Consider the following 24396-nt stretch of genomic DNA (forward strand, 5'->3'; position numbering starts at 1 on the left):
CCCGGACCCCTACGTTGGTCCACGTCGGCCTCCCCCGGTCCCCCTCGGTGGGAGGCCGCGCCGATGCCCGTCGAGTCGCCTTCGGCGTCGGAGTCATGGAGAGCGCGGCCTGTCGAAAGGCCAAGTGACGTGCGCCCTGTGGGTTGCCGCTCGCCCTTCCCGTTCCGCCCTTCCCGTACAGAGAGCCGAACAACGATACTCGAAGAGCTTCATGTCCAGTCCGAGGCAAGGGACAGGCGGCCCGGCAGGCGGGCCGACCATGCGGTTTCTCACCGAAGGTCGGCTGTCTTCTTATCCGCCGTGCTGACGACGTTCCTTGCCGCCTCCAGTGCGCCCACTCCGCTCTACCGCGTCTACCAGGCGAGTTGGCACCTCTCCTCCGGCACGGTCACCGTGGTCTACGGCGTGTACTGCCTGAGCGTCCTGGTCGCGCTCCTGACCGTCGGGGCGCTCTCCGATCATGTCGGCCGGCGGCCGGTCATCGGCGTCGCTCTCGCCCTCGAAGCACTGTCCATGCTGCTCTTCCTGCAGGCCGGCGGTGTGGCCTCGCTGATCCTCGCCCGGACGCTCCAGGGGCTGGCCACGGGTGCCGCGACGAGTGCGCTGGGTGCCGCCCTGCTCGACGTGACCAAACGGTGGGGGCCCCTGTTCGTCAGCGTCGCTCCGCTCATCGGCATGGCGTCGGGGACGCTCGGTACGAGCCTGCTCATGGACCTGATTCCGGCTCACCTCGGCAGCGTGTACACGCTGCTGTTCAGCGCGCTGGCCGTCCAGATGCTGGGTTTGGCCTTCCTCCCGGAATCGAGGCTGCCGAGCCCGGGAGCCTGGCTTTCGGTGCGACCGCGGATCCGCGCTCCCCGGTCCAGCCGCCGAGCCCTCCTTGTCACCGCACCCGTGTTCGTGGCTGTCTGGGCCCTGGGCGGTTTCTATCTGTCCCTCGGACCCGATCTGGTCCAGGGCATCACCGGATCGGCGTCGTCGACCGCCGACGGCCTGATCGTGTCCCTGCTGACCGCCAGTGCGGTGCCCGCAGTGCTGCTGACCCGACATACGGACGCCGGCCGGACGGCTTTGGGCGGCTCCCTGCTTCTGACGACGGGGGTGGCCGTCACGCTGCTGGCCGCGCACCGCGACTCCTCCACAGCTCTGTACGTGGGGACCGCGGTGGCCGGTGCGGGATTCGGCCCGGCGTTCCAGGGCGGCGTCCGTCTGGTGACGGCGAACGTCCTCGCGACGGAACGGGCGGGCCTGATGGCCGCCATCTACACGATCACTTATACGTCGATGTGCGTTCCGGTACTGGTCACGGGTTTACTCGTCGGCGAATACGGTCTCCTGCACTGCACCTTGTTCTTCGGTATTTTCGTCATGGCGCTCTCGCTGACGCCGTTCGCGGGTCTGGGGAAATTCTCCGCCCATATATCAAGTAGGGGTACGGCATAGTGAAAATCAAAAACGCGCGCAGACGCGCACCCATGCTGCTGGCATTTCTGGCGACCGTCCTCGGCACAGTTGCGAGCACCTCGGTCACCGCACAGGCTGCCGACACGGACAGTAAGGCGCCCGCCGATTTCGTGGCGCTCCACGACGTGGCCCCCGCGATTCTGCAGGAAATCCGCTACGCCACCCCCCACAATTTCATCGGCACGCCGATAAACGGCTATGTCGAACCGCTGTGCATCGTCACCGCCCCGACGGCGCAGGCCCTGGCGAAGGCCGAGCGCCACTTCCTGGCGCAGGGCTACACGCTGAAGGTCTACGACTGCTACCGGCCGCAGCGCGCGGTGGACCAGTTCGTCGACTGGGCGCAGGACCTGACCGACCTGACGATGAAGGACGAGTTCTATCCGCAGGTGGACAAGGCCAACCTATTCACCGACGGGTACATCGCGGCGAAATCGGGACACAGTCGCGGCAGCACGATCGACCTCACGCTCGTGAAGCTGCCGGCCCACCCGACGCGTCCTTACGTCCCCGGAGAAAAGCTTGAGCCGTGCTACGCGCCGGCCGCGCAGAGGTTCCCGGACAACTCGATCGACATGGGCACCGGATACGACTGCTTCGACACGCTCGCGCACACCCTCGACCCGCGCATCGTGGGAGTCCAGCACAGCAACAGACTGCTGCTCAAGGACGAGCTGGAGTCACTCGGATTCGTGAATCTCGCCGAGGAATGGTGGCACTTCACCTTCGCCGCCGAGCCCTACCCGTCCACCTACTTCGACTTCCCCGTCTCCCGATCCTCACTGACCGGCTGACCGGACAACCGAGACCTTTTTCGGTCCACCGACGTGCGGCGCCGTCCTTCCGACCGGGAGGGCGGCGCCGCTCAGCGAAGGAAGCAGAAACCATGACCGAACGATCCGCCTCCCCTCCGTCGGATCCCGCCGCAGGCCGCTGGTGATACTTCTCTTCGGTGGCCGGAGCTCCGAGCACGGCGTCTCCGTCGTGACCGCAGGGGCCGTACTGCGAGCCATCGACCGGACGAAGTACGACGTCCTGCCTGTCGGCATCACCCGGGACGGCCGGTGGGTCCTGACGTCGGACGATCCTGGGCGCATGGTGATGGTCGACCGGCGGCAGCCCACGGTCGAGCAGCTCGCGGACACGGACCGGGGCAACATCGTGGTCTCCGTCGACCCGACCGATCGGACCGTCGTCCGCGGCGAACGCGGCGCGGCGCCGAAGGTCCTCGGCGAAGCGGACGTGGTCTTCCCCGTACTCCATGGACAGTACGGCGAGGACGGCACTGTGCAGGGCCTGCTGGAGCTGTCCGGCATCCCCTACGTCGGCGCGGGCGTTCTCGCCTCGGCAATCGGCCAGGACAAGGAGTACATGAAGAGGGTGTTCAGCGCGTTCGGTCTGGCGGTCGGGCCGTACTTGGTGATCAGGCCCCGCGAGTGGCACTCCGACGCGGCGGGCGCCCGCGCGCGGATCAGTGGCTTCGCCGACGCGTACGGCTGGCCGCTGTTCGTGAAACCCGCACGCGCCGGCTCTTCGATCGGTATCACCCGGGTCGACGGCAGGGAGGGGCTGGAGGACGCGATCGCGGAGGCGCACCGACACGACGCGAAGATCATCGTGGAGGCCCTGGTGCAGGGCCGCGAAATCGAGTGCGGCGTGCTCGAATTCCCCGATGGACCGCGGGCCAGCGTGCCGGCCGAGATCCCGGTGCCCGACGCACACGCGTACTACGACTTCGAGGCGAAGTACCTCGATTCCACCCCCGGAGTGGTGCCCGCGGCACTGACCGACAGCCAGACCCATGAGGTGCGCCGACTGGCACTCAAGGCGTTCGAGGCGGCTTCCTGCGAGGGCCTGGTCCGCGCGGACTTCTTCCTCACCGAGGACGGACAATTCGTGATCAACGAGATCAACACCATGCCCGGTTTCACCCCCGTCTCGATGTACCCGCAGATGTGGCAGGCCAGCGGCATCGGGTACGAAGACCTGGTGGACCGTCTGCTCCAGGCGGCGCTGCGGCGGTCCACCGGCCTCAGATGATCGGAGGCTCCCAGCCCGCAATGGGAGTACCGGCTGTACCGGGCCGACTATTCGCCTGGTCTTTCGTGCTGAAGGAGTCCGGTTTGAATGGACGTCACCGGAGACTTCGGTGGCCACTTTATGTCAGCCAATCATGGCCGTGGATGCCGAGTGGTGCCAATGCCGTTTCGCGAAGAAGTTATGCCGGTTGGGCATCACCAAAGCCCAAGGAGTTTTTCCGGCAGGCAGTTCGACAGGAAAAGCAGCGTGGCTAACATGGCCGTCATGGATATCGATCTCCGGCGTCTCCGCTATTTCGTTACGGTTGCCGAAGAGCTCAGCTTTGTGCGTGGCGCCGAACGCCTGAACATGACGCAGCCCGCGCTGAGTCGGCAGATCCGCGCCCTTGAGGACGATCTTGGAGCGTCGTTGCTCCAGCGCGGTCCGCTGGGTACGGCGCTCACACCGGCCGGTGGTCAGCTGCTGGAGGACGCACGGCCACTGCTCGCGGCATCGCTGGCTTTACAGCGGCGGGTCCGCCTCGCCAGCCGTGAGGGGCACCACTTCACCATCGGTTTCATGCCAGGGGTCATAGTCACGCCGATCGTCAGGCAGTTCCGGGCGCTGGCGCCGGAGGTCAATGTGCAGGTGCTGCACACGGCGCCCACCGACCAGGTCGACTATCTGCTCGACGGCCGTGTCGACGTCTGCTTCGTCCGGCTGCCGCTGCCGGTCGACACCTTCGAGATTGTTCCCCTGTTCCCCGAACCGCGCGTCGCGGCACTCTCCGACGAACATCCGCTGGCGCAGGCGCAGATCGTCGACATCGCGGAGCTGACGCCGTACCGCTTGCTGCAGGACTCCGATGACGTACCGGAGTGGCGTGGAACCGGCTTCCACGCGGCAGCGGTGCGCGACCGTCGGGAAGCCGACCGGCCCACCTCGATCGAGGAGAGCCTGGAAGCTGTCGCGTCCGGCACCGGGTTCATCGTCGTCCCGGCCGGCCTCGCCGATTTCTACCGTCGCCCCGACATCCGCTACGTCCAGCTCGCGGGGGTCGCCCCGCGCATGGTGGCGCTGGCGTACGCCAAGAACCGGAAGATGCCGTCCATCGACCAGTTCGCCAAGATCGTGATCGCGGCGCTCGGTTCGACGTAGAAGCGTCAACGGCCGACAGGCATGACTTGGGGCTTCCAGGCGTCATGCCCGATCGGCATGACGGTTCGGGCAATCGGCATTGGCGTGACAAGTCGTGGGCCGCAAGGCTCGGTTGAAGGCGTAACCCTCTGCCCGACGGAGGGCCCGAACATCGAGAAGGTTTTCATATGCCGAGCACTGAATGGCGCGAAGTCTTTCTGCCCGACGAGAGCACCCGGCACGCCGACCAGGCGCGCGTTTTCACTGAACTGCAACGCAAACGTCTGAAGAAGCAGGGCCACGGGAGAGCTCTGCATCGCAACGGAGTGGCCGCCCTGAAGGCTGTCCTCGCGGTGGAAGGAGATCTTCCCGAATATGCGCGGCAAGGGATTTTTGCCACTCCTTCTGCCTTTGAAGCACATGTTCGGCTGTCCAATGGAAACTTCTCCCTCGACCGGGCTCCGGACATCCGCGGTTTCGCGATCAAGGTGCTCGGCGCCTCTACGCCGTCGTCCACCGGCGTCGAGCAGAACTTCACCCTGGTCAGTCAGGAGACCCTGAAGGTCAGCGGTAGTGCGGACGTCGTCGGGATCGTCGATCTCTCCACGAGTGCGCCCGGCGCCGCGCTTCGAAAGGTCGCTACGAAGCCGCAGCTCACACGCAGCGCTGTCGTGAACTTCCGGGACATGGCGAAACCGTTCAGCGGATTCGCCACGCATGACTTCTTCAGCATCATGCCCATCACGTTCGGCGACTACGCCGCGCGGTTGAAGCTGTGCGCCGCCTCGACAGCGGTCAACAAAGAAGCACGCAAGGATCTCGCCGCCGACATCTTCGGGCGACTCGCCGACGACGACCTGGAGTTCCTCTTCCAAGCCCAGTTCTTCGAGGACGAGCGGCGCACGCCGATCGAGGACTCCTCGGTCCGCTGGGACGCGCCGTGGCTCACCGTGGCGTGCCTGCGCCTTCCTCGGCAAGCACCTGACGAGGCGTTGGCCGAGACCATCGAGAAGAGCAGCTTCAACCCGTGGATCGCGGCCACCGAGCATCGGCCCCTCGGAGAGTTGATGCGTGCCCGCCAGGCCGCGTATGCGCTCAGCTGGCACAACCGGGGCGTAGCGCCCTGACCGTGATCCATCCCAAAATCGCGAACCTCGTCGGCAACTCCACGTGCCCGCAAGAGGGTTGATGCCGGACCGGCATGCCGAACCCCCGGATAGGCATTGGCGCCGCGTGATCGGCCCGGGCCAGGATGTTCGACGTGCCCCACTTCGACCTCGGGGTCCCGGCGCGGCTGCGGTAACGCACTGCGTGGCGAGGACCCTGCGCGCCTGAGCGCAGCGATCGTCGAGCCGGAGCCGCTCAGACGGAGCGCGCGTCAACGACGGCACACCAACTCCCAGTCGGCGAGGCATCGCCATGCCTTGCCCTGCCCATCCCTCACGAAAGGCCCCTCGATGTCCCACCACCAGGATTCAGCCGCCGCGAAACAGGACCCTCGTCTGGACATCAGCGATGTCTACCTGTTCAAAGGGCGCAACGGCACCGTCTTCGTCATGAACACCAACCCGGTGTCGGCCGACAAGGGCTTCCACCCCGAGGCGCTGTACGAGTTCCACATCGACACCGACAACGACGCCGTGCAGGATCTGACGTTCCGGTTCAGATTCCTCGCGCCCGAACCCGACGGTCGGCAGGCTTGGGTGCTCGACCGGCTGACTGGTGCCGAGGCCGCCGACCGCAACGCCCCGGGGACTCCCGTGGCGACCGGCAGTACGGAGGAGATCGTCACCACGCCCGATGGCCTCAAAGCCTTCGTCGGCCGGGCCGGAGACCCGTTCTACCTCGACGGCACCGTCATCACGGCGGTCGTGACCGCGCTCCGGAACGGCGAAGCGGTGGACCTCTCCGCGTTCGACCCGCAGCGGGCCTCGAACCTGTTCGCCGGCACCAACGTGACCGCCATCGTCCTCGAAGTACCTGACGACCTCGTCGGATCGGACACGATCGGTCTCTGGACCACCACCGCGCTGGACGACCACCACGGTGGCTGGCTGCAGATCAACCGGTGCGCGAAGCCACTCGTCAGCACGCTGTTCGACGTCACCGAGGCCGGCTTCGACGACTACAACGCCACCGATCCGCGGGACGACCTCGACAACTACGGAGACCTCGTACGCCGGAAGGTCGCGGCTCTCGTGTCCGCCAACGACACGCACTCCGATCCGCAGGGCTACGGCGCCGCGACGCGGGACATCATCTTCCCGGACGTCCTGCACTACCAGGTGGGCACCGAAGCCGGCTTCGGTGCGAAGGCCCGCAACGGCAGGGGACTCACCGAGTCCGTTCCCGAAGCGATGTTCGAGATCGTGCTGAACGCTCCCGTCTCCATGGGCTTGGACGCCGGTTACGCCACTGGGACGCTGCGCGCCGAGTTCCCGTACTTGAGCGCACCGGCCTGATGCAACCAGGGCATCGGCCGGACGCCGAGCCCCGAACCTCATGGCACCCGGCCCGGCGGCCCTTTCCAAGTCGATCGCCGGGCCGGCTGCCTCACCACGTCCTCAGGTCCGAGCGGCGAAACCCGCTCCGTACCCGTCCCTTCCGGAACGAGGAAATTCCACCATGTCCCGCCGAATCCTGATCGCCTGCGCGAGCTTCGGTTACCTGTTCATCGCACTGTTCTTCGCTGCCCTGCTGATCGCCCACTGGATACCGCCGATGGCGCCGAACTGGTCGGCGGAGCGGGTGGCGGCCTTCTATACGGACCACGCGAACTCGATCCGTACCGGCCTCGTGGTCATGCTCGTCGGCGCGGTGGCGACCGCCCCCTTCGTCGCGGCGCTGTCGAGTCTGATCCGGCGTATCGACTCGCGGCTGGCGCCGTTGGCTGCCATACAACTCGTCTGTGGTGCCGCGAATGTGGCCGCGATCTTCGTACCGGTCCTGATCTTCACCGCGACGGCTTACCGGCCGGACCGTTCGCCCGACATCACGATGGCGCTCAACGACCTGGGCTGGATCAGCTTGGTCATGAACGCCTTTCCGGCGATCGGACAGGCCACCGTGGTCGGAGTGGCGATCCTGGCCGACAAGCGCCCCACGCCGCTTCTGCCCCGCTGGGCCGCGTACCTGAACTTCTGGATGGCCTTCCTCTTCCTGCCGAGCATCCTGCTGACCTACTTCAAGACCGGTCCCTTCGCCTGGAACGGCATCCTCTCGTTCTGGGTCGCGGCCAGTGCCTTCGGCGCCTGGTTCCTCGTCATGACGTACCTGATGGTGCGGGCCGCGAGCCGGGTGGACGACGACCGGGCCCCGGCCGTCCTCGAACCCGTGGCATGACCGCCACCGCGGCCGAGACCGAGCACTCGGCACCCCCGCACCACCGCCACATCCCTGGCGAGCCGGGTCTGTGGATCTTCCTCCTCGGCGACATGATCATGTTCTCGGTGTTCTTCGGCTTCATCGCGGTACTGCACGGCCGCCACCCGAGGATGTTCCGGGCCTCCCAACAGGCCCTCCATCCAGACCTGGGACTGCTGAACACTCTGCTCCTGCTGACCGCCTCGGCGCTGGTGGCCCGCGGGCTGCGACAGCTGCGATCCGGCAGACCCGCGCGAACACTGCCATGGGCGCTTCTGTGCGCGCTCGGCTTCGCCGCCGTCAAGGGTTGTGAATACGCGCTGGTGATTCGCGACGGGCATACACCGAGCAGCAACGACTTCTTCATGTACTACTTCGTCTTCACCGGAATCCACCTGGCCCACCTGACGATCGGGATAGGCGCCCTGGCGGTCCTCGTCGTCCTGTCCCGTCGGCAGGCCCTGAGCCCGGGCCACCTGCTGGTCGCCGAGGGGGCGGCTGCGTACTGGCACATGGTGGACCTGCTCTGGCTCGTCCTCTTCCCACTCTTCTACCTGGTGGCGTGACACATGTGGGTCTTTCCGGCACTCGTCCTGGCCACGCTGTCGAGCTGGCTGCTGGGCGTCGAAGGCAGCACGTCGACCGCGATCGGCTGCGCGGTCGTGGCGATCGCGCTGATCAAGGTACGCCTGGTCGGCCTGCACTTCATGGAGCTACGCAATGCCCCGGCGGCCCTCCGCGTCGCCTTCGAGATCTATGTCGCGGTCACGGGCACCACCTTGCTCACTCTCTATCTGGTCCTCTGAAAGGTCAATGCCCATTCGGCATGAGCGGCGACATCATCGGCATTGGCGATATTCGACGAATTCCTCAATAATTTCCTCAGCGACTCCCCAATAGAAGGGAGTTGACGAGAATCGGAGGTGAAAAAATGAGGAAGCAGCACTCCTGGTAAATCGACCGACCGCTCCGGTTCCCTTTCATCGGTTCCGGAGCGGTCGCGCATTCCGCGCAATATCCACCATCGCGAGAAACAGGATCCATCACCTTGCGGGCCCCACGTCCTACGATGCCGGCGCCGCTGCGCCATTCCGCATTCAGAAAACTCTGGTCCGCCACCACTCTGGCCGCCCTGGGCGATGCCATCTCCTCGGTGGCCCTGCCGCTGGCCGCGATCGAGGTCCTGGACGCCGACGCCGTCCAAAGCGCGGTTCTGTCGGCCGTGATCTGGCTCCCGAGCCTGTTCCTGGCCATACCGGCCGGCTCCTACGCCGACCGGACGGGATACCACCGCAGACTCCTGGCCGGTGCCAATCTCCTGCGGGTCGCCGCCCTGAGCAGCGTGCCGATCGCAACGGCCTTCGGCGTGCTCTCGCTCATCCAACTGGCCTTCGTCCTGGCCGTCATCGGCCTGTGCTCGGTGCTGTCGAATGTCAGCGAGAGCGGCCTGTTCGCCACCACCCTGCCGTCCGAGCTCTACGTGGCAGGGCAGGCGGCCTCCTACACAGGCCAGACCGCCGCGATCCTGACCGGTCCTGCCATCGGTGGATTGCTGGTCCAGCTCGCGGGTGTACCGGCAGCGGTAGGAGTGGACGCAGCCACCGCCGTCACGGCCGCCCTGTTCCTCCTCCGGCTGCGCCCGGTCGAGCGCCACCACGAACCCGACTCCACGCAGAGCCGTGACCGGCGGCCGGGTCTGGCCTTCATCCGGCGAAATCCGCTGATCAGAACCGCCCTCTTGGTCACCGCCACCGGCAACTTCTTCAACATGCTCTTCCTGTCGGTGCTCGTCTGGTACTACGTCCACAAGCTGTCCCTGACCAGCGCCCAGATCGGGTTCGTCTTCAGCGTGCAGGCCATCGGGGGACTCGCCGGCGCGGCGCTGGCCTCCCGGCTCGCCCGCCGCATCGGCCTGGGCCGGATGCTCCTGGTCGGTTGCGTGCTGTCACACGCTCCGCTCCTCGTGATCCCCGCCGTCGGCGCCACTGGCAGCCTCGTCTTCGCCCTGGTCCTGGCCTCGACACTGCTGGGGGGCGTCGGTGAGTCCGTTCAGGACATCTCCGTCGGCTCCGTGTTCGCGCTGGTGGTGCCCCCACACCTCCGGTCACAGACCCGGGGCGCGTACCAGACCGTGAGCTTCGGACTCCGGCCGCTGGGCTCGGTCGCCGGTGCCCTCATCGCCGCGACAGCGGGAATCCCCGTGGCGCTGTGGGTCGGCGCGATCGGCGGAACCCTTGCCTGCCTCTGGCTTCTTCCCTCACGCCTGCTGTCGTTCCGCGGACAGGGCGAGACGTCCGAGCAGCCGGAAGGCGCCACCGCTCTCTCGCAATGACGCGGGGAACCCCAGGGCGGGCGGCACGCCTGACCCGAGTGGGTAAAGTCCCGGCGAGCCGAACGGAGCCGGGGGCGGTATGAGTAGCTCAATCAGCCAGATCATGGTCGTGATTCTGGGGATCGGCGGCACCCTCGCGTCCGCCTTGCTCACCCAGCGCAGCGCCAACCGCGCCAGGGACCGTGAGCTGCAGCATGCGAGACAACTCCAGGCGGATGAGCGCGAATACGTCACTCGACAGACTCAGCTCGAAACGCGGCGCACCTGCTACGCCGCTCTCAACGCCGGCACTCGCGACTTCGTCAACGTGATGACGAAGCTCGTCCATGCTCTGGACAGGGACGAGGTGACCGAGGAACTGCGGGCAGAACTGGACCGATCACGCCGGGACCATCGCTTGCGTCACGCGGAGGCCCAGATGGTCCTGCCTGACGCCGTCATGGCGGCAGCCAGCACCGCCAACCGTCATTTTGGTGATCTCTACGGTCTGTTGATGCGGCTTGACAGAGGTATCGCCGAACCGGGAGAGAGCGTCGAAGCCGCCCGGGAGAGCATGAACCGGCTGTGGGACTCCCTATGGAAAATGCGCCACATCATGCGCGTCGACCTCGGGATCACACCACCCGATCCGGGCTCGTAGACCTGTTTCCACAGGCCATCACGGCCCACTGGGCAGGCTCATATGAGTTTGTTGCGGATGGCGTAGGAGACGGCGTGGACGCGGTTGCGCAGTCCGAGACGGTTGATGACCCCGTAGAGGATCTTCTTGATGTTGCGTTCGGAATAGCACATCGTGTCGGCCACCTCGGCGAGGTCCAGGCCCTGCGCCACCAGGCGGAGTACGTCGATCTCCCGGGTGCTCAGGCCGGACGACGTCAGGCCCCTGGGTACCAGCACATTGCGCTGGAGGCGGTCCGCCTGGTCGAGCAGTTCGCCCTGTACCGCGGACGGCAACAGCGCTTCGCCCGCGGCGACCGCCAGCACGGCACGGATCAGGACCTGCGGCTGTGCCTCGGCCCGCCAGAGCACGGCCCGTATTCCGCACTGGGCCGCCACCGTCAAGTCGGCGTACCAGCCGTCGCTGACGACGAGCACGATCCGTGTCGGAGGCGGCATGGGCAGGCTCCGCAGGGCTTCCAGCGTGGAGTTGTCGGCGGTCTGGACCGCGGCCACCACGACGTCCGCCTCCGCCACCGTGGTGAGCGCCATTTTCGGTCCGCGGCTCAGCCCGGCCGCCAACCCGGCGTGTGTCACCGGGTCCGCGGCGTCCACGGCCACCGAGACCGAGGTCGTGGGCAGCTGTCTGACGACGTCTGCACGCGGCCGGAGCATCGGTCTGCTCGCATTCTGCGGACGTCTGATCCTCGGCGAGTCGGTGGCTGCCGGGCCGATCGGGGGACGCCGGTCCGTTTCGGCCTGGCGCTGCGTCGGCACCAGCCGTGCCGGGGCTCCCGTCGAGTGGCTGCTCATCGCTGCTCGCTTTCTGAAGTGAACGTGCCTGTCGGGTCAGCGCCGTTGGGCGCGGCCGACAGCCAGTGGGTGGACACCGATCGCGATCCGACCGGTCGGGAGGAGACCTGCGCCCAGACGACCGCGAGCCACACCAGCGCGCGGTCGCTGTGTCTTTGCAGGTCGAGGCCGGTGAGCTTCTCGATCTGCCTGATCCGGTACAGCAGGGTGTTGCGGTGCAGATGAAGGGCGGCCGTGGTGGAGGCGTTGTCGAACTGGTTCTCGGCCAGGCAGGCGAGAGTCGCCGTCAGTGCGCCGTTGTCCCCGCCTGTCAGCGGGCCGAAGACCCGGCGGGTCACCGCGTCCGCGAGTTCGGGAGAGTGCGCCAGAAGCAGTTGGGGCAGGAAATCCTCGACCCGGACCCGTCCACGCCGGTTGGACCGCGACGCGACAGCGACCAGGAGACGCAGATTGTCGACGGCGGTCCGAAGGCCGGTCCGGCCGGTCGGCAAGTCCTGTGCCAGGAGCAGCCGTTGGTCTGCCACGAACGCGGACCAGTCGAACGTGAGGCTGGTGAGTCCGGTGACGCGGGCGTCCTCGACGAAGGCCAGGGCTCCGGCGCCGCGCAGACGGGCCGCCAGTTCGGCGCGCTCGGCGGGGGCGGACTTGTCGAGCAGCACGACGAAAGGGACGTACGGAGGTGTCAGGTCGAAGCCGAGCCGAGCGGCACGTTCTTGGTCCTCCACCGTGATGGGCAGGTCGGCGCAGAGCCGGTCGAAGACCGTGTGCGCCCGGCGGTCGCCTCGCGCGGACGGCAGGTCGGCCTGGTCCTCGTATGCCTGCGTGTACATCCGCGTCACCATGTCGAGGTAGCTGTCGAGGTGACGCAGCCCCTGGTCTGTCCAGTCCGCCGGCTGCGCGCGTTCCCTCTCGGTGGCCAGGCCGAGCACGGCGTCCCAGAAGGCGCGCACGCCCCTGCGTTGGAGCAGCAGGCCGCCGTCCAGCGGCTGTCCGGCGGCGGCGCACTCCCGCGCCCGCTCGTACATCTCGGACAGGACGTACGGGTCCGGGGGCGTGCCCCTCACCATCCAGTGCAGGAGCAGGCCGACGTGCCGGCGCAGCGAGGCACGAAGAGCGGAAGCCTCGCAATGGCGCGCCAAGCGCGCGTATTCGGGCGTATGGCGAAGAACGGGTTCCATGCGCTGGGCCACGGCATCGGCGTCGAGATGTTCCAGGACGTCACGCAAAGCCGCTGTCGCGACGGCGGCGTGCTCGGATCTGTCGGTCATGACGGACGGGCACGAACCGGGGAGAGGAGCGAGCGCCACGCGGTGACGTCGTGTGCCACAGCGCTCGGGGTGTGCCCGGTGGACGGCGTGGCCCTTCCCCGGTGCCGGCGCGATCCCATGGTGATTCCTTTCGTGGGGCACATCCGCCCCGCAAGCCCGACGTGGGGCCGATGCCCGAAGGCGTGAACGAGCTTCCGCGAGCAGACGGTCGTATGGCCGTGTCCGCGTTTGCCACGCGAAGGCCCGCTCGATCGACGGCGCTCGCCGGCTGTCCTCGCGTGCCGGGCGTCGTGCACAACTGCTGTGGCAGCAGCGGCTGTTGCTGCCCTTCGCACCGGTCTGACCATGGTGGACCGGTCGGGCGCGACCGCGCCAATGCCTATCTGTTCGATTCTGAAGCCGTTTCGGCATATGCCGTGATGGGCGTGGCTACGATGAGCCTCATGGACCTCGACATACGCCGGATGCGCTACTTCGTGGCCGTGGCCGAGGAGTGCAGCTTCGTGCGGGCGGCGAGCCGTCTCTACATGACCCAGCCTGCGCTCAGCCGTCAGATCCGCGCACTGGAGGAGGATCTGGACGTGGTCCTCTTCCTGCGTGACCGGCAGGGCACCGTACTCACGCGGGCGGGGCACCAGTTGCTGGAGGACGCCCGGCCGATGCTGGCGATGGCGCAGGCGGTGCAGCAGCGGGTGCGGACGGCGAACCGGGAGGTGAACCAGTTCACCATCGGCTTCATGCCGGGTGTCACGGTCACCCCCATCGTGCGGGAGTTCGCACGCATGGCGCCGCAACTCGACATCGATGTCGTGCACACGTCGATCACCGACCAGGTCGACTTCCTCCTCGACGGGCGGGTCGACGTCTGCTACGTCCGACTGCCCTTGCCAGAAGGCATGTTCGAGGTCGTCCCCCTCTTCCCGGAGCCCCGTGTGGTGGCGCTGTCGAGTGAACATCCCCTCGCGGAACTCAAGGCGGTGCACGTCGAGGAACTACGGGACATGACCTTGCTGCAGGACCCGCGGGACGTACCGGAGTGGCGGGGGCGTGTCCCGCGCGATCCGGTGACGCCGCAGGGGGACACCGGACGCTTCCCGGCGACGATCGAGGAATGCCTGCAGACCGTCGCCTTCGGGTCCGGTTGCTATGTCATGCCGGCCGGCACAGCCGGCTTCTACCACCGTGACGACGTCGTCTACCTGACGCTGGAGGGCGTCGCTCCGCGCATGGTCGCCCTGGCCTACTCCAAACACCGGACCATGCCCGAGCTGCTCCAGTTCGCGGAACTCTCGCGTCGCATGCTCGGCCCGGGCCCGGAGTAACGCCCGGCTCCAGTTCCTCACAACAGGGCGCGTGATCGGTGAACGCACGCCACCGGCAAGGTCGTTGTGCCGGTGCCCAAAGAATCGAGATCATGCTGGTCCTGTGCACGTTGCCCACGGCTGTGTCACGCGGCGAGACTGACACACAGGCATCTGCGGTCGTGGGACCCGGCATCTCGGACGGGCGCGCGGCAAGGTGCCCTCACCGTCTCCGCGTCGCGAGGGGGTGACCGGCACCGGACGTCGCTCACGGGCGGCGCAGTGGGCAGGCGCCGAGTCCGCCGTCTCCTGGTCCGGTCGAATGTCGAACGGCAACTGCGCTGGAGTTCCGCCCTCATGTCAACACTCGTCACTGTCGGACGTCACCGCCTGCAGCGCCTTCTTGGCCGCGGAGGTTTCGGTCTGGTCTGGCTCGCCCATGACGACCTGCTCGACGCCCCGGTCGCGGTGAAGGTCATGGCGGAGAAGTGGGTTCACCGGGCCGATCTCCGGGAGCGTTTCCTGGACGAGGCCCGGCTGCTGCGCCAGGCCGCGTCGGATCGTGTGGTCCAGGTGTACGACATCGGTCAACTGCCGGACGGGCGGCCGTACTTCGTCATGACCTACGCCGACGGGGGAACCCTGGCCGACCGCGTGGCCCAGGGGCCTCTGGGAGTGGACCAGGCGCTGCGGTTCGCGGTGCAGGCCGCACGGGGCGTGGCCGACCTGCACGCGGTCGGCATCGTGCACCGTGACATCAAGCCGTCCAACATCCTGCTCCAGACGGTGTCGGGCGGCCGTGAGCGGCTGCTGGTGGCCGATCTCGGCCTGGCCAAGAGTCTGGCGCAGTCCGCGGGACTGACACAGGGCGTGGGATCGCCCGGCTACATGGCTCCGGAGCAGGTCCCGGAGGACATGTTGGTCGATGTCGACGAGCGGGCCGACGTCTACGGTCTGGGCGTACTCACCTACGAGTTGCTGACCGGGACCCTGCCGGGCTCGACGGAACAACTCGACTGGCCCGGACCGCCGCACCCCCAGGTGCCGACGCCAGTCCGGCGCGTGACGCGACGCGCCCTCGACCCCGAGCGGGAGCGGCGCTGGGCAGATGCCGCCGAGTTCGCGGACGCACTCGAAGCCGCTGGTGCCACGACCACCCGCAGCCGCCTGTCCCGAACCGCCGCAACCGGCAAGCGCACCCGCGCACGGAGAGTGGGGGCCGCTCTCGCCGGGACCGCCGTCCTCGTGACCGCGGGGCTGGCCACACGCGCGGCCTTCGAAGCGGACTCCGCCGCCGACACGAAACCCCGCGCGGGGGCCGGCGGCACAGCGATCGCCGAGCCGTACGCGAACTCCTCCACGGCCTCGACATCACCGTCCCCGCACCGGGCACCCGCCGTTTCGGCTTCGTCGGCTTCACCCACACCGTCGGCCACACGGCCATCAAGCCCCTCGGCGGGACTGGGCACCCAAGCGACGAAGACGACGAGTCCTACGGGCAAGGCCGCAGCCCCGGACCCGAGCAAGCCGGCATCGACCCCGCCCGTATGGACGACGCTGACCGTGCGTCATGACCAGCAGTTGATGCCGGGCGAGTCCTGGCAGACCAACCGGACGACCATGACGATGGAGACCGACGGCAACCTCGTCATCTACGACGAGGACCACCACCGACGCTGGTCCTCGGGCACCACCGGCACCGGATATCGCGCCATCATGCAGGCCGACGGCAACCTCGTCGTCTACGACAAGGACACCTGGGGCGTCTGGAGCTCCGCCACTTCCGGGCACGACGGCGCCTACCTGTACTTCGGCACCGACGGCGACGTCAGCGTGGTCTACCAGGGCACCACCCTTTGGTCTGCCGACACCCGGCACTGACCCGGTGCCGGTCGTCATGCCTGGGGCGAGCCGAGGCAATCGCCTCGCACCGCAAGGGATGTGCCGTATGCGGCTGCAACGTCACTTCAACGCCTGGTCCAGGAACAGCGCAGCCCATGCGCGGTCGCACCGTAAGCAGCGCCGCCCTTTGCCCCTCCGAGGTTCCGTGCCCTTCGCGTGCCCATACGGACGGAAAACCACGGTCAACAGCGGTACAACCCACCACACACGGCCCCCCAAAGAAGCAGGCGTATGTGCTGGTCAAAGCCATATTTCCCACCCAAGCACCGTCGCTTCCCAAGCTGAGAGTGCGAGTTCGATTCTCGTCACCCGCTCTTATTGAAGCCCCAGGTCAGCGGCCTGGGGCTCCTTCGTGGGAGGCCCTCTGTCGCATTTTCTAGCACACGAGGGTCCCTGAGATTAGGCACGCAGAGGGCACGAGTTGCTTGCCGAGGGCCACCCACTCACCACCCCGGTCGCCGAAACGCGCCACTGACCTGCTGTTTCATGGCACCCACCGCGGCAGTCCCCGATGAAAGCCCTCAGCCTGCCGTGCCCTCCGCCGGACCGGCTGGCGGTTTCATTGCCACGGAGGGGGCGCGAGCCTGGACCTTGCCGCGTAAGACATTTTGTCTTACATTGATTGCATGGCTGACACCATCACGATCCGCAGCGACTCGGAGACCGAGCACGCTCTCGAGGTTCTCACTCATGACGGCAGTTCACGCTCGGCGGCCATCCGCCAAGCCGTACTCGAAGCCGCTCTACGCAAAGAACGGGCTGCCGCGATGCGTCGCGCCGTCCTACGTATGCCACTCGGCGAACCGGACGGCATCGACATCGCCGCTGAGATCGCCCGCGGCCGCGAGGACGAGCGCTGATGATCTATCTCGACTCAGCCGCCGTCGTGAAACTCGTCCACGCCGAATCCGAGTCGCAGGCATTGCGCAACTGGCTCGACGAACGGGCGGAGACCGGATGGACGAGTTCGGTTCTGGCGGAGATCGAGTCATCGCGAGCCCTGGCACGCTACGCCCCGGAAGCCGTCGCCCGGCTCCACCCGGTCCTCGACCTGATCGAGTTGGTGGAGCTGGATGCCGGCATTCGCATCTTGGCCCAGACCGTGAAACCGACGACCGTACGGAGTCTGGACGCCATCCACCTGGCAACGGCTCTCCGCATCCGCTCCCAGCTCACCTCATTCGTCACGTACGACAAACGACTGGCCGATGCCGCCCAAGCAGCCGGGCTGACCGTCGACATGCCCGCCTAAGACGTCGTTGCAGTACAGGCGTGGCCCGGACTCGACCGGTGTGCTGCTTCGGGGCAAACCCGACGCCATCACCGCCGTACTGGCCGCACTCGACGACACCCCCTTCATCGACCTCTCCGCATCCGGCGACGAGATACACGCCATCTCCTGGGCCGAGCCCGGCTCCCGCGACGCCCTGGTGTTCCGTCGGCTCCCCTCTCCCCGGGCGGTCACCTCGGTGACAGCCTCCACAGTGCCCCCCGTCTTCTCGGAAGCGACCGACTGGCGCCACGACGTCCTGACCACGGCGGAACCGGCGGCCCTACAAGAGGCCGTCACCGCAACCGAGTTGGACGAGGCCGACCACGCCATCCTGGCGGAGCTGCGCGACGACGCACGCGCCTCGGCCTCGGGCCGCTCGCACCAGCTACCCCGACTCCACCCTCCGACGCCGCATCACCCGCCCGACCACGGGCAGCCAGTTGCTCACCCACATCGTCATCGACCCGAAACGGCTCGGGCTCACCATCAACGCAACATCATGATGCGCGTCGCCCCGGACCGCCTCGACGCCGTCGGACGCTCCCTGGCGGCCCACCCCTCCATGCACCGAGCCCTCGCCACCACCGAACCGTCCGACCTGCACATCGCCGTCTGGATCCCCACACCGGAGAGTTTCTACCGATTCATCAGCCACGACCAGGCCGGACTCAGCGTCACCAGCGCGGAGACCGTCATCGTCGGCCAGGCAGTCAAACGACCCGGCTCGCTCACCACCACTCGTCACGGGGCCGGGCTCTCGCTCTTCATGGCGGCCTTCGTCCTCCGGGCCACCGCACGCTGATCCAGCACTGCCTCCACCGCGATCGGGAGCCGCCGGAAGGTTCAGCCGTGGAGTGGCCGGGCAGTGCACGCCAGAAGGCACCTTCGGCAAGTGCCTGCTGACGCCATCGACCTGGTACGGGATACTGCGGAACGTTGCGAACTGACGATCAATCACTGAGCTGGGGGCAAACAGTGGCGGGCGGGAACGATCCTTACGCGCGGGAACTCGCGAGGCAGGCCAGAGAGCGGGAGAAGGCCCAGAAGGCCGCCGAGGCCGAGGCCAAGCGGAAGGCTCGCGAAGAGAAGCTGGCGTACGAAGCAGCCCGCGCCCAAGAGGCTGTCGACCGTACGAGCGTGGCCGAGCACGATGCCGAGCAGCTTTCCCGGCTGCTGCGTACGTCAGTCTTGGACGGGCATCCGCTGACGTTCGAGCGGTTAAGGCAGCAGTTCACTCCCGCGCCGTTCGTACCGCCCAAGGGCCGTGCCAAAGCCGCGCCCTTGCCCAGGTGGGAGGAGTACGAGCCGCAGCCGCCACGGGGGCTGCTGGGTGCTCTCGGATTCGGACGAAAAGGGTACGACGCGGAGGTCGAAGCCGCTCGCAAGCAGTTCGACAGGGCGCTGCGAGACCACGCGCGCGACGAGAAGAAGCGCGCGGAGAAGCTGCAGAAGGCCCGCGCACAGCACGAGAAGGAAAACCGGGAGGAAGCTGCCCGGGTCGAGGCGTGGAACGCCACTCTTGAGGGGCGCCATAACGCATACCAGGACAGGGATGTCGACGCTGTCGAATGGTTCGCCGACCAGGTCCTGGCAGCCTCCGTGTATCCGCACGGTTTCCCGAGGAGCCACCAGGTCTCGTTTCAGGCGGACACCGGTGACTTGCTGATCGAGATCGACCTACCACTGGAAGACGTGGTGCCTGCGGCCCGTGCGTACCGGTACGTGAAGACCCGTGACGAGATCACAGCCGTCCCGAAGCCGGACAAGGAGCGCAAGGAACTCTACGCGTCAATCCTGGCCCAGACGGCCCTGCGTACCGTCCACGAACTCTTCGCCGCCGACACCGAAGGCGTAGTCCAGTCCGTCGCCTTGAACGGGCATGTGGCCACGATCGACCGCGCCACGGGGCGCAACGTCCATCCGTGCCTGATCACGCTCCAGGCTGATCGGGCCGAGTTCGGTGAGCTGGTCCTGACGCAGGTGGACCCGCGGGCCTGCCTGAAGCGGCTGCGTTCACTGATCTCGCCCAACCCGTACGAGTTGGAGCCGGTAAGGCCGTTGGTCACGTTCGACCTGTCCAAGTTCCGCCTCATGGACAGCCTGGACGTCGTGGCCGGCCTGGACAGCCGCCCCGTACTGATGGACCTGACCCCCACAGAGTTCGAGCACCTCATCCGGCAACTGTTCGAGGCCATCGGCCTGGACAGCGTGAACACACAGCCGTCGAAGGACGAAGGTGTGGACGCGGTCGCGATGAACACGGACCCGGTCATGAAAGGGCTGTGCATCATCCAGGCCAAACGCACCAAGAACGTGGTGCCGTTCGAGACCGTCTCCGCTCTCGCCGGCGTCGTGGAACACAAGCGTGCGGCCAAGGGCATCCTGGTGACGACCTCATGGTTCGGCCGGGCGAGCGAGGCATTCGCCAACGAGCACGGGAGGCTCGAACTCCTCGACGGCGCCAACCTGGTCCACCTGTTCAAGGAGCACATGGACCTCGACGTCATCCCGGGCCCGACGCCACCGAAGCGGCGCCCGCGGTAAGCGCCACGGGCGTCGGCCCCGCTGCCCCTGCCACCGAATTGCCGAGAGAACCGCACATCGCGGTGAGTACGGTCATCACCACCGCTTCCGATCACGCACGGTGCCAGACTGAGCCTGGGGAAAGGGGTGCGCCATGGGGTTCGGGTTCCGAGTCGGGGTTCCTGGGATGAGTGTGCGGGTCTCGACGCGCGGGGTACGAACCTCGGTGGGTCCGCGTGCGGCAAGACTCAGCGTGGGCACCGGCGGGGCCCGGATGTCGTCAGGGCTCGGCCCCTTCTACGTGTCGAGTTCTCTGAGCGGAAACCGACGGCGAACGACTACGCGGCGGGCCTCGGGTCCCCGCACTGTCGTCCCGTCCGCTGCTCACCTGGACCGGGTCCGGCGTCAGGCGGAGCGAGCGCAGCAGGAGGCCGAGCGCAATGCGGCCGTCACCCGGCTACGGGAGCTACGGCAGCAGATGACGAGCGTGCATCTGCAGCCGTTTCCCGCAGCTCACCCGCCGGAGATCCCAGCGGTACCCGCGTTGGGCCTGCCCTGGGCGCTCGCCGAGGCGCAGACGTTCCATCTGCGGGGGTTGGGCCGACTGGCCCGGGTCGAGCGGGCCGCGGCGAAGCAGCGCGCGCAACAGGACGCGTCCGTGTACCTGGCCGCAGAGTCGGCACGCCTGGAGGCGGTGTGCCGGCGGTTGTCCGGCGAGGCCCAGGAGTGGTGGCAGGCCCTGGTCTCCAACGACGAGGCGACGGTCTGCGAGGCGGTGAACACGGCCTTCTCCGACAACCCCGCCGCGGGCTGTGCCGTAGGAATGGACGGCTCGGTGCTGTCCGTTGTAATGCGGCAGCAGGACCTCGACTCCCTGCCCACCCAGACAGCCGGGCTCACGCCCAACGGGCGCCCGACCCTCAAGAACCTCACCAAGCGCGACCGGCTGCTGTGGTGGCTCACCACTATGGGCTCCAACCTCGTCGCCACGCTCAAGGAAGGCTTCGCCACCGCCCCTGGTGTCACCGCGATCGACCTCGCTGTGCTGACCCGCCTGCCGAACACCCAGCGTCTCGGCGGTGCCAACACGCCGTCACGCCTGCCAGCCCCGAACGCATCTGCGCAGGTCAGCTGCCATGCCACCACCCAAGCGCCGTCGCTTCCCAAGCTGAGAGTGCGAGTTCGATTCTCGTCACCCGCTCTTTTTGAAGCCCCAGGTCTGTGGCCTGGGGCTTGTGCTTTTGTGGGGTTTTCGTGCCGTTGCGGCAGGTGAAGCCTCGGAAGATCGGGCACGCGGAGGGCACGAACTCCCGGGGCATGTCGCGGAGTCGGCCAGCGGGAGGCCGCTGATCTGCAATGTTGCTCGAAGGATCGGCATGTTCGCCGGTGAAAGCCCTCAGCTTCGCCGTCACTCGACGCGGTCCGCCGCTTCTGCCGAGGCTTCCACGGAAGCGGGCCGGGCTTTCCGCCTCGCCCTTGCCGTGCGGGGCGCTTCAGTGGTGCGCTCTCGGCATCATTCTGGTGCGTCCCAGGTTCCCCAGCCGGGCGGCGGAGAGCTTGGGGGTGCGGTGCGTTCGAGAGTGTCGGGGTCTACGGCGATCAGGCCGAAGGTGGGTTGGTAGGAGCCCCCATTCATAGGTGTCGAGGGCGCTCCGGGCCAGATGGCCGCGGATGTCGAGGCCGTCCTCCAGGGCGGCGGCGATCGTGGAGAGGGCGTCGGCACCGTAGTCGACGCACCGGCTGTCGTCGGCGGTGGCGATGGCGTCTCGGTGACGATCAGCGGGACGTCGCCGATGATGGCGGCGGTGTGACGCCGAGCGTGGTGGATGGCCTCGGGGTAGTGCTCCCAGCCCGTGAAGTGCGCTCGGCGTCGTCGGGGGTCGGGATCGGGCCGTCCACGCCGATCCTCGTACGCGTGGAGGACCGGACTCCGATCCAGTCGTCGTCGCGGGCGGCTTCGATGAAGACGTCCTCTCTGGGGTTGCCGTAGGCGGCGGTCGCGGCTTCCGCGCCGGGCATCGCCTGCTGATGGACCTGGTTGACGGCCTTTAGGGCTATGGAGGGAGGCCGATCTCCACCTTGGAAAACCCGGCGGGGGCAAGTTCGACGCGCGCCCGTTCGATGCTGAACCGGTAGTCGGTGAAGCCCGGTTCGGCGAGCAGGTCCATGTCCTCGCGCCGGCGGTGGTAGCTGTCGCAGGCGTCACCACTGGGGTTCGGGGAGCGTGCTGTCCGCTTCGTGTTCCCGGTGTCACCAGTCGCTGTTGACGTTGTTGCCCTCGAGCCGGTGGGCGGCGGTGAAGCTGCCCCGGAGGGAATCGGCGGGGAAGGGTGACCTGTGGAAGGGGTTTTCACGGCCGGGCCGCTCAACTCGTGGTCGGTCCGGGCCAGACGGCGGACGCGTCGTCACGACCGGGATCGGGCAGGCGGACCGGGCGGACCGGGACGGTGCGGGTGTGCCCTTCCGTCACCGTCGTCCAGCGGGCGGGGCGTCCCGCATAGCACAGGGCGGTCAGAACGAAGACGCCGTCGGCGTAGACCTCGACGTACTCGCCGATGGTGAGTACACGCAGGGTGGTCGCGGGCTCGGTCAGGACGGTCTCGCCCAGTGGCGCGCCGGCGGGACCGGTGATCCAGAGGTTCTTGCCGTCGCAGCCGACCACCAGGGCCGGACCGTCGTCGCCGGTGCGAAGGGTGACCTCCACACGCCCGGAGACAGCGATATCGCCGACCGCGTGCAGCGCCGGGTCCGTCGTCTCCTCCAGCAGCCAGGTGTCGAGGCCGGGCCACCACTCCAGGCGGGGTGCCGAACCCTCGCGTATGACAAGGGACTTGGGCTGGGCCAGCATGCCGCGGCAGCGGTCACCCGCATCCTTCAGATCAACCCGGCGGGGTGTGGTGTGCAGGACGACGCGGGAGCCGTCAGGAGCCGTGATGACGCGGGGAGCGTACGAGCCGGTCGGGCCCAGTGGGCCACGGCGGGTCCACGGTCCCCGCAGCCGCGGCGCGGTCCACGCCTCGAAGCCGCGGGTCGCGCCGAGCGAGCCGATCAGCAACCAGCTTTCGTCGTCGAGGCGTTCGAGGACCGGGCACTCCAACTCGTCCACGTCACCGGGTGAGATGAGCGGCGGGTGGACCGTCCAGTGCTCCAGGTCGTCCGAAGTCGCCCACCCCACACAGCCGCTGGCCTCGACGGGAAGCGACGCGTCGGCGGCGCAGACGACCATGACCCAGCCGTCCGACTCGTCGTCGCGCACCACGAACGGGTCGCGCCAGCCCATGCGTTCGCCGGTGCGGTACCAGCGGTCGTCCGCCTCGGCGACCGGCCCGGTGCCGTGGCGGCGCCAGCCGGTGCCGTCCGTGCGGTCGGAGTACGCGAGGCCGACGGACTGCAACGGCCAGCCGCCGTCGGTCAGTCCGCTGACGCCCGTGTAGAACATCGCCGAACCGGCCCCCTGTCGTACGGGGTGCATCGTCCACACCGCCTGCTGGTCGAATCGGCCGGGCAGGCCGTTGCCGAAGGCGGTGCCCTCGGGCCGCCAGGCGACCAGGTCGGTGGAGGTGGCCCTGCCGTAGGAGGTCTCCATCCTCAGGTGGTCGAACTCGCTCGTCCAGGGGCCCTGAAGGTGCAGCACGGTGTAGGTGCCGTCGTCGTCGCGGAGCAGGGCGAAGTCGTTCACGCAGAGGCCGGGCGGGGCGTATCGCATGCACAGTTCCTGTCGGCTCGCAGCGCGCAAACGCGTGCGCTGACCAATGATCTCGAAGGTCTCGCTTGAGAATCGGCCCCAGTAAAACTGAACGCAAACGCTTGCGCAACAACGAGGCCGGGTTTACGGTCACGTCACCCACAGATCACACCGACGTGAAACCGACGGGAGAAAAGCGCTGTGACCGTCAGCATCACCGATGTCGCCCGCACCGCCGGAGTCTCGGCGTCCACCGTGTCCCGTGCCCTGCGCGGCCGGCCGGGTGTCTCCGACGAAGTGCGGGCACAGATCACGGCCGTCGCCGCACAACTCGGCTATACGGCGTCCCGCTCGGCCTCCAGCCTGGCCAGCGGGCGGACCTTCACGATCGGGGTCGTGGTGCCGTACGTGGGCCGCTGGTTCTTCGGCACCGTGCTGGACGCCGCCGAGCACGTGTTCAGCGCCGCCGGCTACGACGTCCTGCTGTACAACCTGGGCTCCCCGGAGACACGCAAGCGCTTCTTCACCAGGATGCCGGTCCGCAAGCGGGTCGACGCCGTGCTGTCGCTGCTCATCCCCGACGAGGAGGAGTCGGCGGCGCTGCGGTCGCTCGGGGTGCCGCTGGCCAGCACGGTCGGCGGTGCCCGGCCCGGCTTCAC

The 24396-nt window shown here is 67.7% G+C and carries 22 protein-coding genes and 1 pseudogene; 19 read left to right on the plus strand and 4 right to left on the minus strand.

Translation table 11 applies throughout. The features are described 5' to 3' along the window. Window positions 1–300 precede the first annotated feature (300 nt). The 11 genes from JHN63_RS12045 to JHN63_RS12095 all read left to right on the plus strand — a co-directional run bounded on the left by JHN63_RS12045 (window position 301) and on the right by JHN63_RS12095 (window position 10955). On the plus strand, window positions 301–1443 hold the full coding sequence (locus JHN63_RS12045; RefSeq protein WP_200679562.1) for an MFS transporter: 1143 nt from the start codon (window positions 301–303) through the stop codon (window positions 1441–1443). A 32-nt stretch (window positions 1444–1475) separates the two neighbouring features. Beyond that, complete coding sequence (locus tag JHN63_RS12050; RefSeq protein ID WP_200679563.1) at window positions 1476–2258, plus strand: M15 family metallopeptidase; 783 nt, start codon at window positions 1476–1478, stop codon at window positions 2256–2258. Between the two features lie 103 nt (window positions 2259–2361). Further along, window positions 2362–3504 carry a D-alanine--D-alanine ligase family protein gene (locus tag JHN63_RS12055; RefSeq protein ID WP_307781874.1) on the plus strand — a complete coding sequence of 381 codons (1143 nt, stop codon included), beginning with the start codon at window positions 2362–2364 and terminating at the stop codon, window positions 3502–3504. Window positions 3505–3768: 264 nt separating this feature from the next. After that, window positions 3769–4641 carry a LysR family transcriptional regulator gene (locus JHN63_RS12060; RefSeq protein ID WP_026178816.1) on the plus strand — a complete coding sequence of 291 codons (873 nt, stop codon included), beginning with the start codon at window positions 3769–3771 and terminating at the stop codon, window positions 4639–4641. A gap of 167 nt (window positions 4642–4808) precedes the next feature. Beyond that, a complete protein-coding gene (locus JHN63_RS12065; RefSeq protein WP_200679567.1) occupies window positions 4809–5747 on the plus strand; it encodes a hypothetical protein in 939 nt (312 codons plus the stop codon). Between the two features lie 330 nt (window positions 5748–6077). Next, on the plus strand, window positions 6078–7082 hold the full coding sequence (locus tag JHN63_RS12070) for a DUF4331 family protein (protein ID WP_200679569.1): 1005 nt from the start codon (window positions 6078–6080) through the stop codon (window positions 7080–7082). Between the two features lie 163 nt (window positions 7083–7245). Beyond that, window positions 7246–7962, plus strand: coding sequence for a hypothetical protein (locus JHN63_RS12075; protein ID WP_019070430.1), 717 nt, complete (start codon window positions 7246–7248; stop codon window positions 7960–7962). Next, window positions 7959–8549 (plus strand): cytochrome c oxidase subunit 3, encoded by a 591-nt coding sequence (locus tag JHN63_RS12080; RefSeq protein ID WP_200679571.1) that lies wholly within the window; start codon window positions 7959–7961, stop codon window positions 8547–8549. Before JHN63_RS12075 ends, JHN63_RS12080 begins: the two co-directional genes overlap by 4 nt. A gap of 3 nt (window positions 8550–8552) precedes the next feature. Further along, entirely contained in the window at window positions 8553–8789 is a 237-nt protein-coding gene (locus JHN63_RS12085) for a cytochrome C oxidase subunit IV family protein (RefSeq protein WP_019070432.1), read from the plus strand. 263 nt (window positions 8790–9052) lie between these two features. Further along, complete coding sequence (locus tag JHN63_RS12090; RefSeq protein ID WP_200679573.1) at window positions 9053–10315, plus strand: MFS transporter; 1263 nt, start codon at window positions 9053–9055, stop codon at window positions 10313–10315. A 79-nt stretch (window positions 10316–10394) separates the two neighbouring features. Further along, window positions 10395–10955, plus strand: a complete 561-nt coding sequence (locus tag JHN63_RS12095; protein WP_200679575.1) for a hypothetical protein — start codon at window positions 10395–10397, stop codon at window positions 10953–10955. A gap of 38 nt (window positions 10956–10993) precedes the next feature. Here JHN63_RS12095 and JHN63_RS12100 read toward each other — a convergent pair whose 3' ends face one another. Continuing rightward, on the minus strand, window positions 10994–11647 hold the full coding sequence (locus JHN63_RS12100; protein WP_019070435.1) for a response regulator transcription factor: 654 nt from the start codon (window positions 11645–11647) through the stop codon (window positions 10994–10996). 134 nt (window positions 11648–11781) lie between these two features. After that, window positions 11782–13053: a CdaR family transcriptional regulator gene (locus tag JHN63_RS12105; protein WP_200679576.1), complete on the minus strand. Its 1272-nt coding sequence runs from the start codon at window positions 13051–13053 to the stop codon at window positions 11782–11784. 443 nt (window positions 13054–13496) lie between these two features. Here JHN63_RS12105 and JHN63_RS12110 point away from each other — a divergent pair, with 443 nt between their 5' ends. The 7 genes from JHN63_RS12110 to JHN63_RS12140 all read left to right on the plus strand — a co-directional run bounded on the left by JHN63_RS12110 (window position 13497) and on the right by JHN63_RS12140 (window position 21325). Next, the gene (locus JHN63_RS12110) at window positions 13497–14375 is read left to right on the plus strand and encodes a LysR family transcriptional regulator (protein WP_200679577.1); all 879 of its coding nucleotides are present in this window, start codon (window positions 13497–13499) and stop codon (window positions 14373–14375) included. Between the two features lie 336 nt (window positions 14376–14711). Then, window positions 14712–16235 carry a protein kinase gene (locus tag JHN63_RS52590; protein WP_234476479.1) on the plus strand — a complete coding sequence of 508 codons (1524 nt, stop codon included), beginning with the start codon at window positions 14712–14714 and terminating at the stop codon, window positions 16233–16235. Window positions 16236–16882: 647 nt separating this feature from the next. After that, complete coding sequence (locus tag JHN63_RS12120) at window positions 16883–17116, plus strand: hypothetical protein (protein WP_200679578.1); 234 nt, start codon at window positions 16883–16885, stop codon at window positions 17114–17116. After that, a complete protein-coding gene (locus JHN63_RS12125; protein ID WP_200679579.1) occupies window positions 17116–17508 on the plus strand; it encodes a type II toxin-antitoxin system VapC family toxin in 393 nt (130 codons plus the stop codon). Before JHN63_RS12120 ends, JHN63_RS12125 begins: the two co-directional genes overlap by 1 nt. Before the next feature lie 7 nt (window positions 17509–17515). Continuing rightward, the gene (locus JHN63_RS12130) at window positions 17516–18331 is read left to right on the plus strand and encodes an Lrp/AsnC family transcriptional regulator (RefSeq protein ID WP_200679580.1); all 816 of its coding nucleotides are present in this window, start codon (window positions 17516–17518) and stop codon (window positions 18329–18331) included. 134 nt (window positions 18332–18465) lie between these two features. Continuing rightward, a complete protein-coding gene (locus JHN63_RS12135; RefSeq protein ID WP_234476480.1) occupies window positions 18466–20073 on the plus strand; it encodes a restriction endonuclease in 1608 nt (535 codons plus the stop codon). Between the two features lie 457 nt (window positions 20074–20530). Continuing rightward, window positions 20531–21325 (plus strand): hypothetical protein, encoded by a 795-nt coding sequence (locus JHN63_RS12140; RefSeq protein WP_200679582.1) that lies wholly within the window; start codon window positions 20531–20533, stop codon window positions 21323–21325. A gap of 220 nt (window positions 21326–21545) precedes the next feature. On the opposite strand, the pseudogene JHN63_RS12145 reads toward JHN63_RS12140, so the two are convergent. Continuing rightward, window positions 21546–22461, minus strand: a pseudogene (locus tag JHN63_RS12145) (family 1 glycosylhydrolase). Next, window positions 22418–23758 carry a mucin-1 gene (locus JHN63_RS12150; RefSeq protein WP_200679584.1) on the minus strand — a complete coding sequence of 447 codons (1341 nt, stop codon included), beginning with the start codon at window positions 23756–23758 and terminating at the stop codon, window positions 22418–22420. The pseudogene JHN63_RS12145 and the gene JHN63_RS12150 overlap by 44 nt, the downstream one beginning before the upstream one ends. A 180-nt stretch (window positions 23759–23938) precedes the next feature. On the opposite strand from JHN63_RS12150, the gene JHN63_RS12155 reads away from it, so the two are divergent. Then, on the plus strand, window positions 23939–24396 hold a 458-nt coding region (locus tag JHN63_RS12155), incomplete at its 3' end, for a LacI family DNA-binding transcriptional regulator (RefSeq protein WP_200679586.1).

Origin of the sequence: Streptomyces sp. MBT65 (assembly GCF_016612545.1) — a bacterium.
Classification (GTDB): domain Bacteria; phylum Actinomycetota; class Actinomycetes; order Streptomycetales; family Streptomycetaceae; genus Streptomyces.

What these genes read in the sequence shown, in the direction of transcription:
- JHN63_RS12050 (WP_200679563.1), top strand. Translation starts at nt 1,476, where the DNA reads ATGCTGCTGGCATTTCTGGCGACCGTCCTCGGCACAGTTGCGAGCACC.
- JHN63_RS12060 (WP_026178816.1), top strand. Translation starts at nt 3,769, where the DNA reads ATGGATATCGATCTCCGGCGTCTCCGCTATTTCGTTACGGTTGCCGAA.
- JHN63_RS12065 (WP_200679567.1), top strand. Translation starts at nt 4,809, where the DNA reads ATGCCGAGCACTGAATGGCGCGAAGTCTTTCTGCCCGACGAGAGCACC.
- JHN63_RS12070 (WP_200679569.1), top strand. Translation starts at nt 6,078, where the DNA reads ATGTCCCACCACCAGGATTCAGCCGCCGCGAAACAGGACCCTCGTCTG.
- JHN63_RS12075 (WP_019070430.1), top strand. Translation starts at nt 7,246, where the DNA reads ATGTCCCGCCGAATCCTGATCGCCTGCGCGAGCTTCGGTTACCTGTTC.
- JHN63_RS12080 (WP_200679571.1), top strand. Translation starts at nt 7,959, where the DNA reads ATGACCGCCACCGCGGCCGAGACCGAGCACTCGGCACCCCCGCACCAC.
- JHN63_RS12085 (WP_019070432.1), top strand. Translation starts at nt 8,553, where the DNA reads ATGTGGGTCTTTCCGGCACTCGTCCTGGCCACGCTGTCGAGCTGGCTG.
- JHN63_RS12090 (WP_200679573.1), top strand. Translation starts at nt 9,053, where the DNA reads ATGCCGGCGCCGCTGCGCCATTCCGCATTCAGAAAACTCTGGTCCGCC.
- JHN63_RS12095 (WP_200679575.1), top strand. Translation starts at nt 10,395, where the DNA reads ATGAGTAGCTCAATCAGCCAGATCATGGTCGTGATTCTGGGGATCGGC.
- JHN63_RS12100 (WP_019070435.1), bottom strand. Translation starts at nt 11,647, where the DNA reads ATGCTCCGGCCGCGTGCAGACGTCGTCAGACAGCTGCCCACGACCTCG.
- JHN63_RS12105 (WP_200679576.1), bottom strand. Translation starts at nt 13,053, where the DNA reads ATGACCGACAGATCCGAGCACGCCGCCGTCGCGACAGCGGCTTTGCGT.
- JHN63_RS12110 (WP_200679577.1), top strand. Translation starts at nt 13,497, where the DNA reads ATGGACCTCGACATACGCCGGATGCGCTACTTCGTGGCCGTGGCCGAG.
- JHN63_RS52590 (WP_234476479.1), top strand. Translation starts at nt 14,712, where the DNA reads ATGTCAACACTCGTCACTGTCGGACGTCACCGCCTGCAGCGCCTTCTT.
- JHN63_RS12120 (WP_200679578.1), top strand. Translation starts at nt 16,883, where the DNA reads ATGGCTGACACCATCACGATCCGCAGCGACTCGGAGACCGAGCACGCT.
- JHN63_RS12125 (WP_200679579.1), top strand. Translation starts at nt 17,116, where the DNA reads ATGATCTATCTCGACTCAGCCGCCGTCGTGAAACTCGTCCACGCCGAA.
- JHN63_RS12140 (WP_200679582.1), top strand. Translation starts at nt 20,531, where the DNA reads ATGACGAGCGTGCATCTGCAGCCGTTTCCCGCAGCTCACCCGCCGGAG.
- JHN63_RS12150 (WP_200679584.1), bottom strand. Translation starts at nt 23,758, where the DNA reads ATGCGATACGCCCCGCCCGGCCTCTGCGTGAACGACTTCGCCCTGCTC.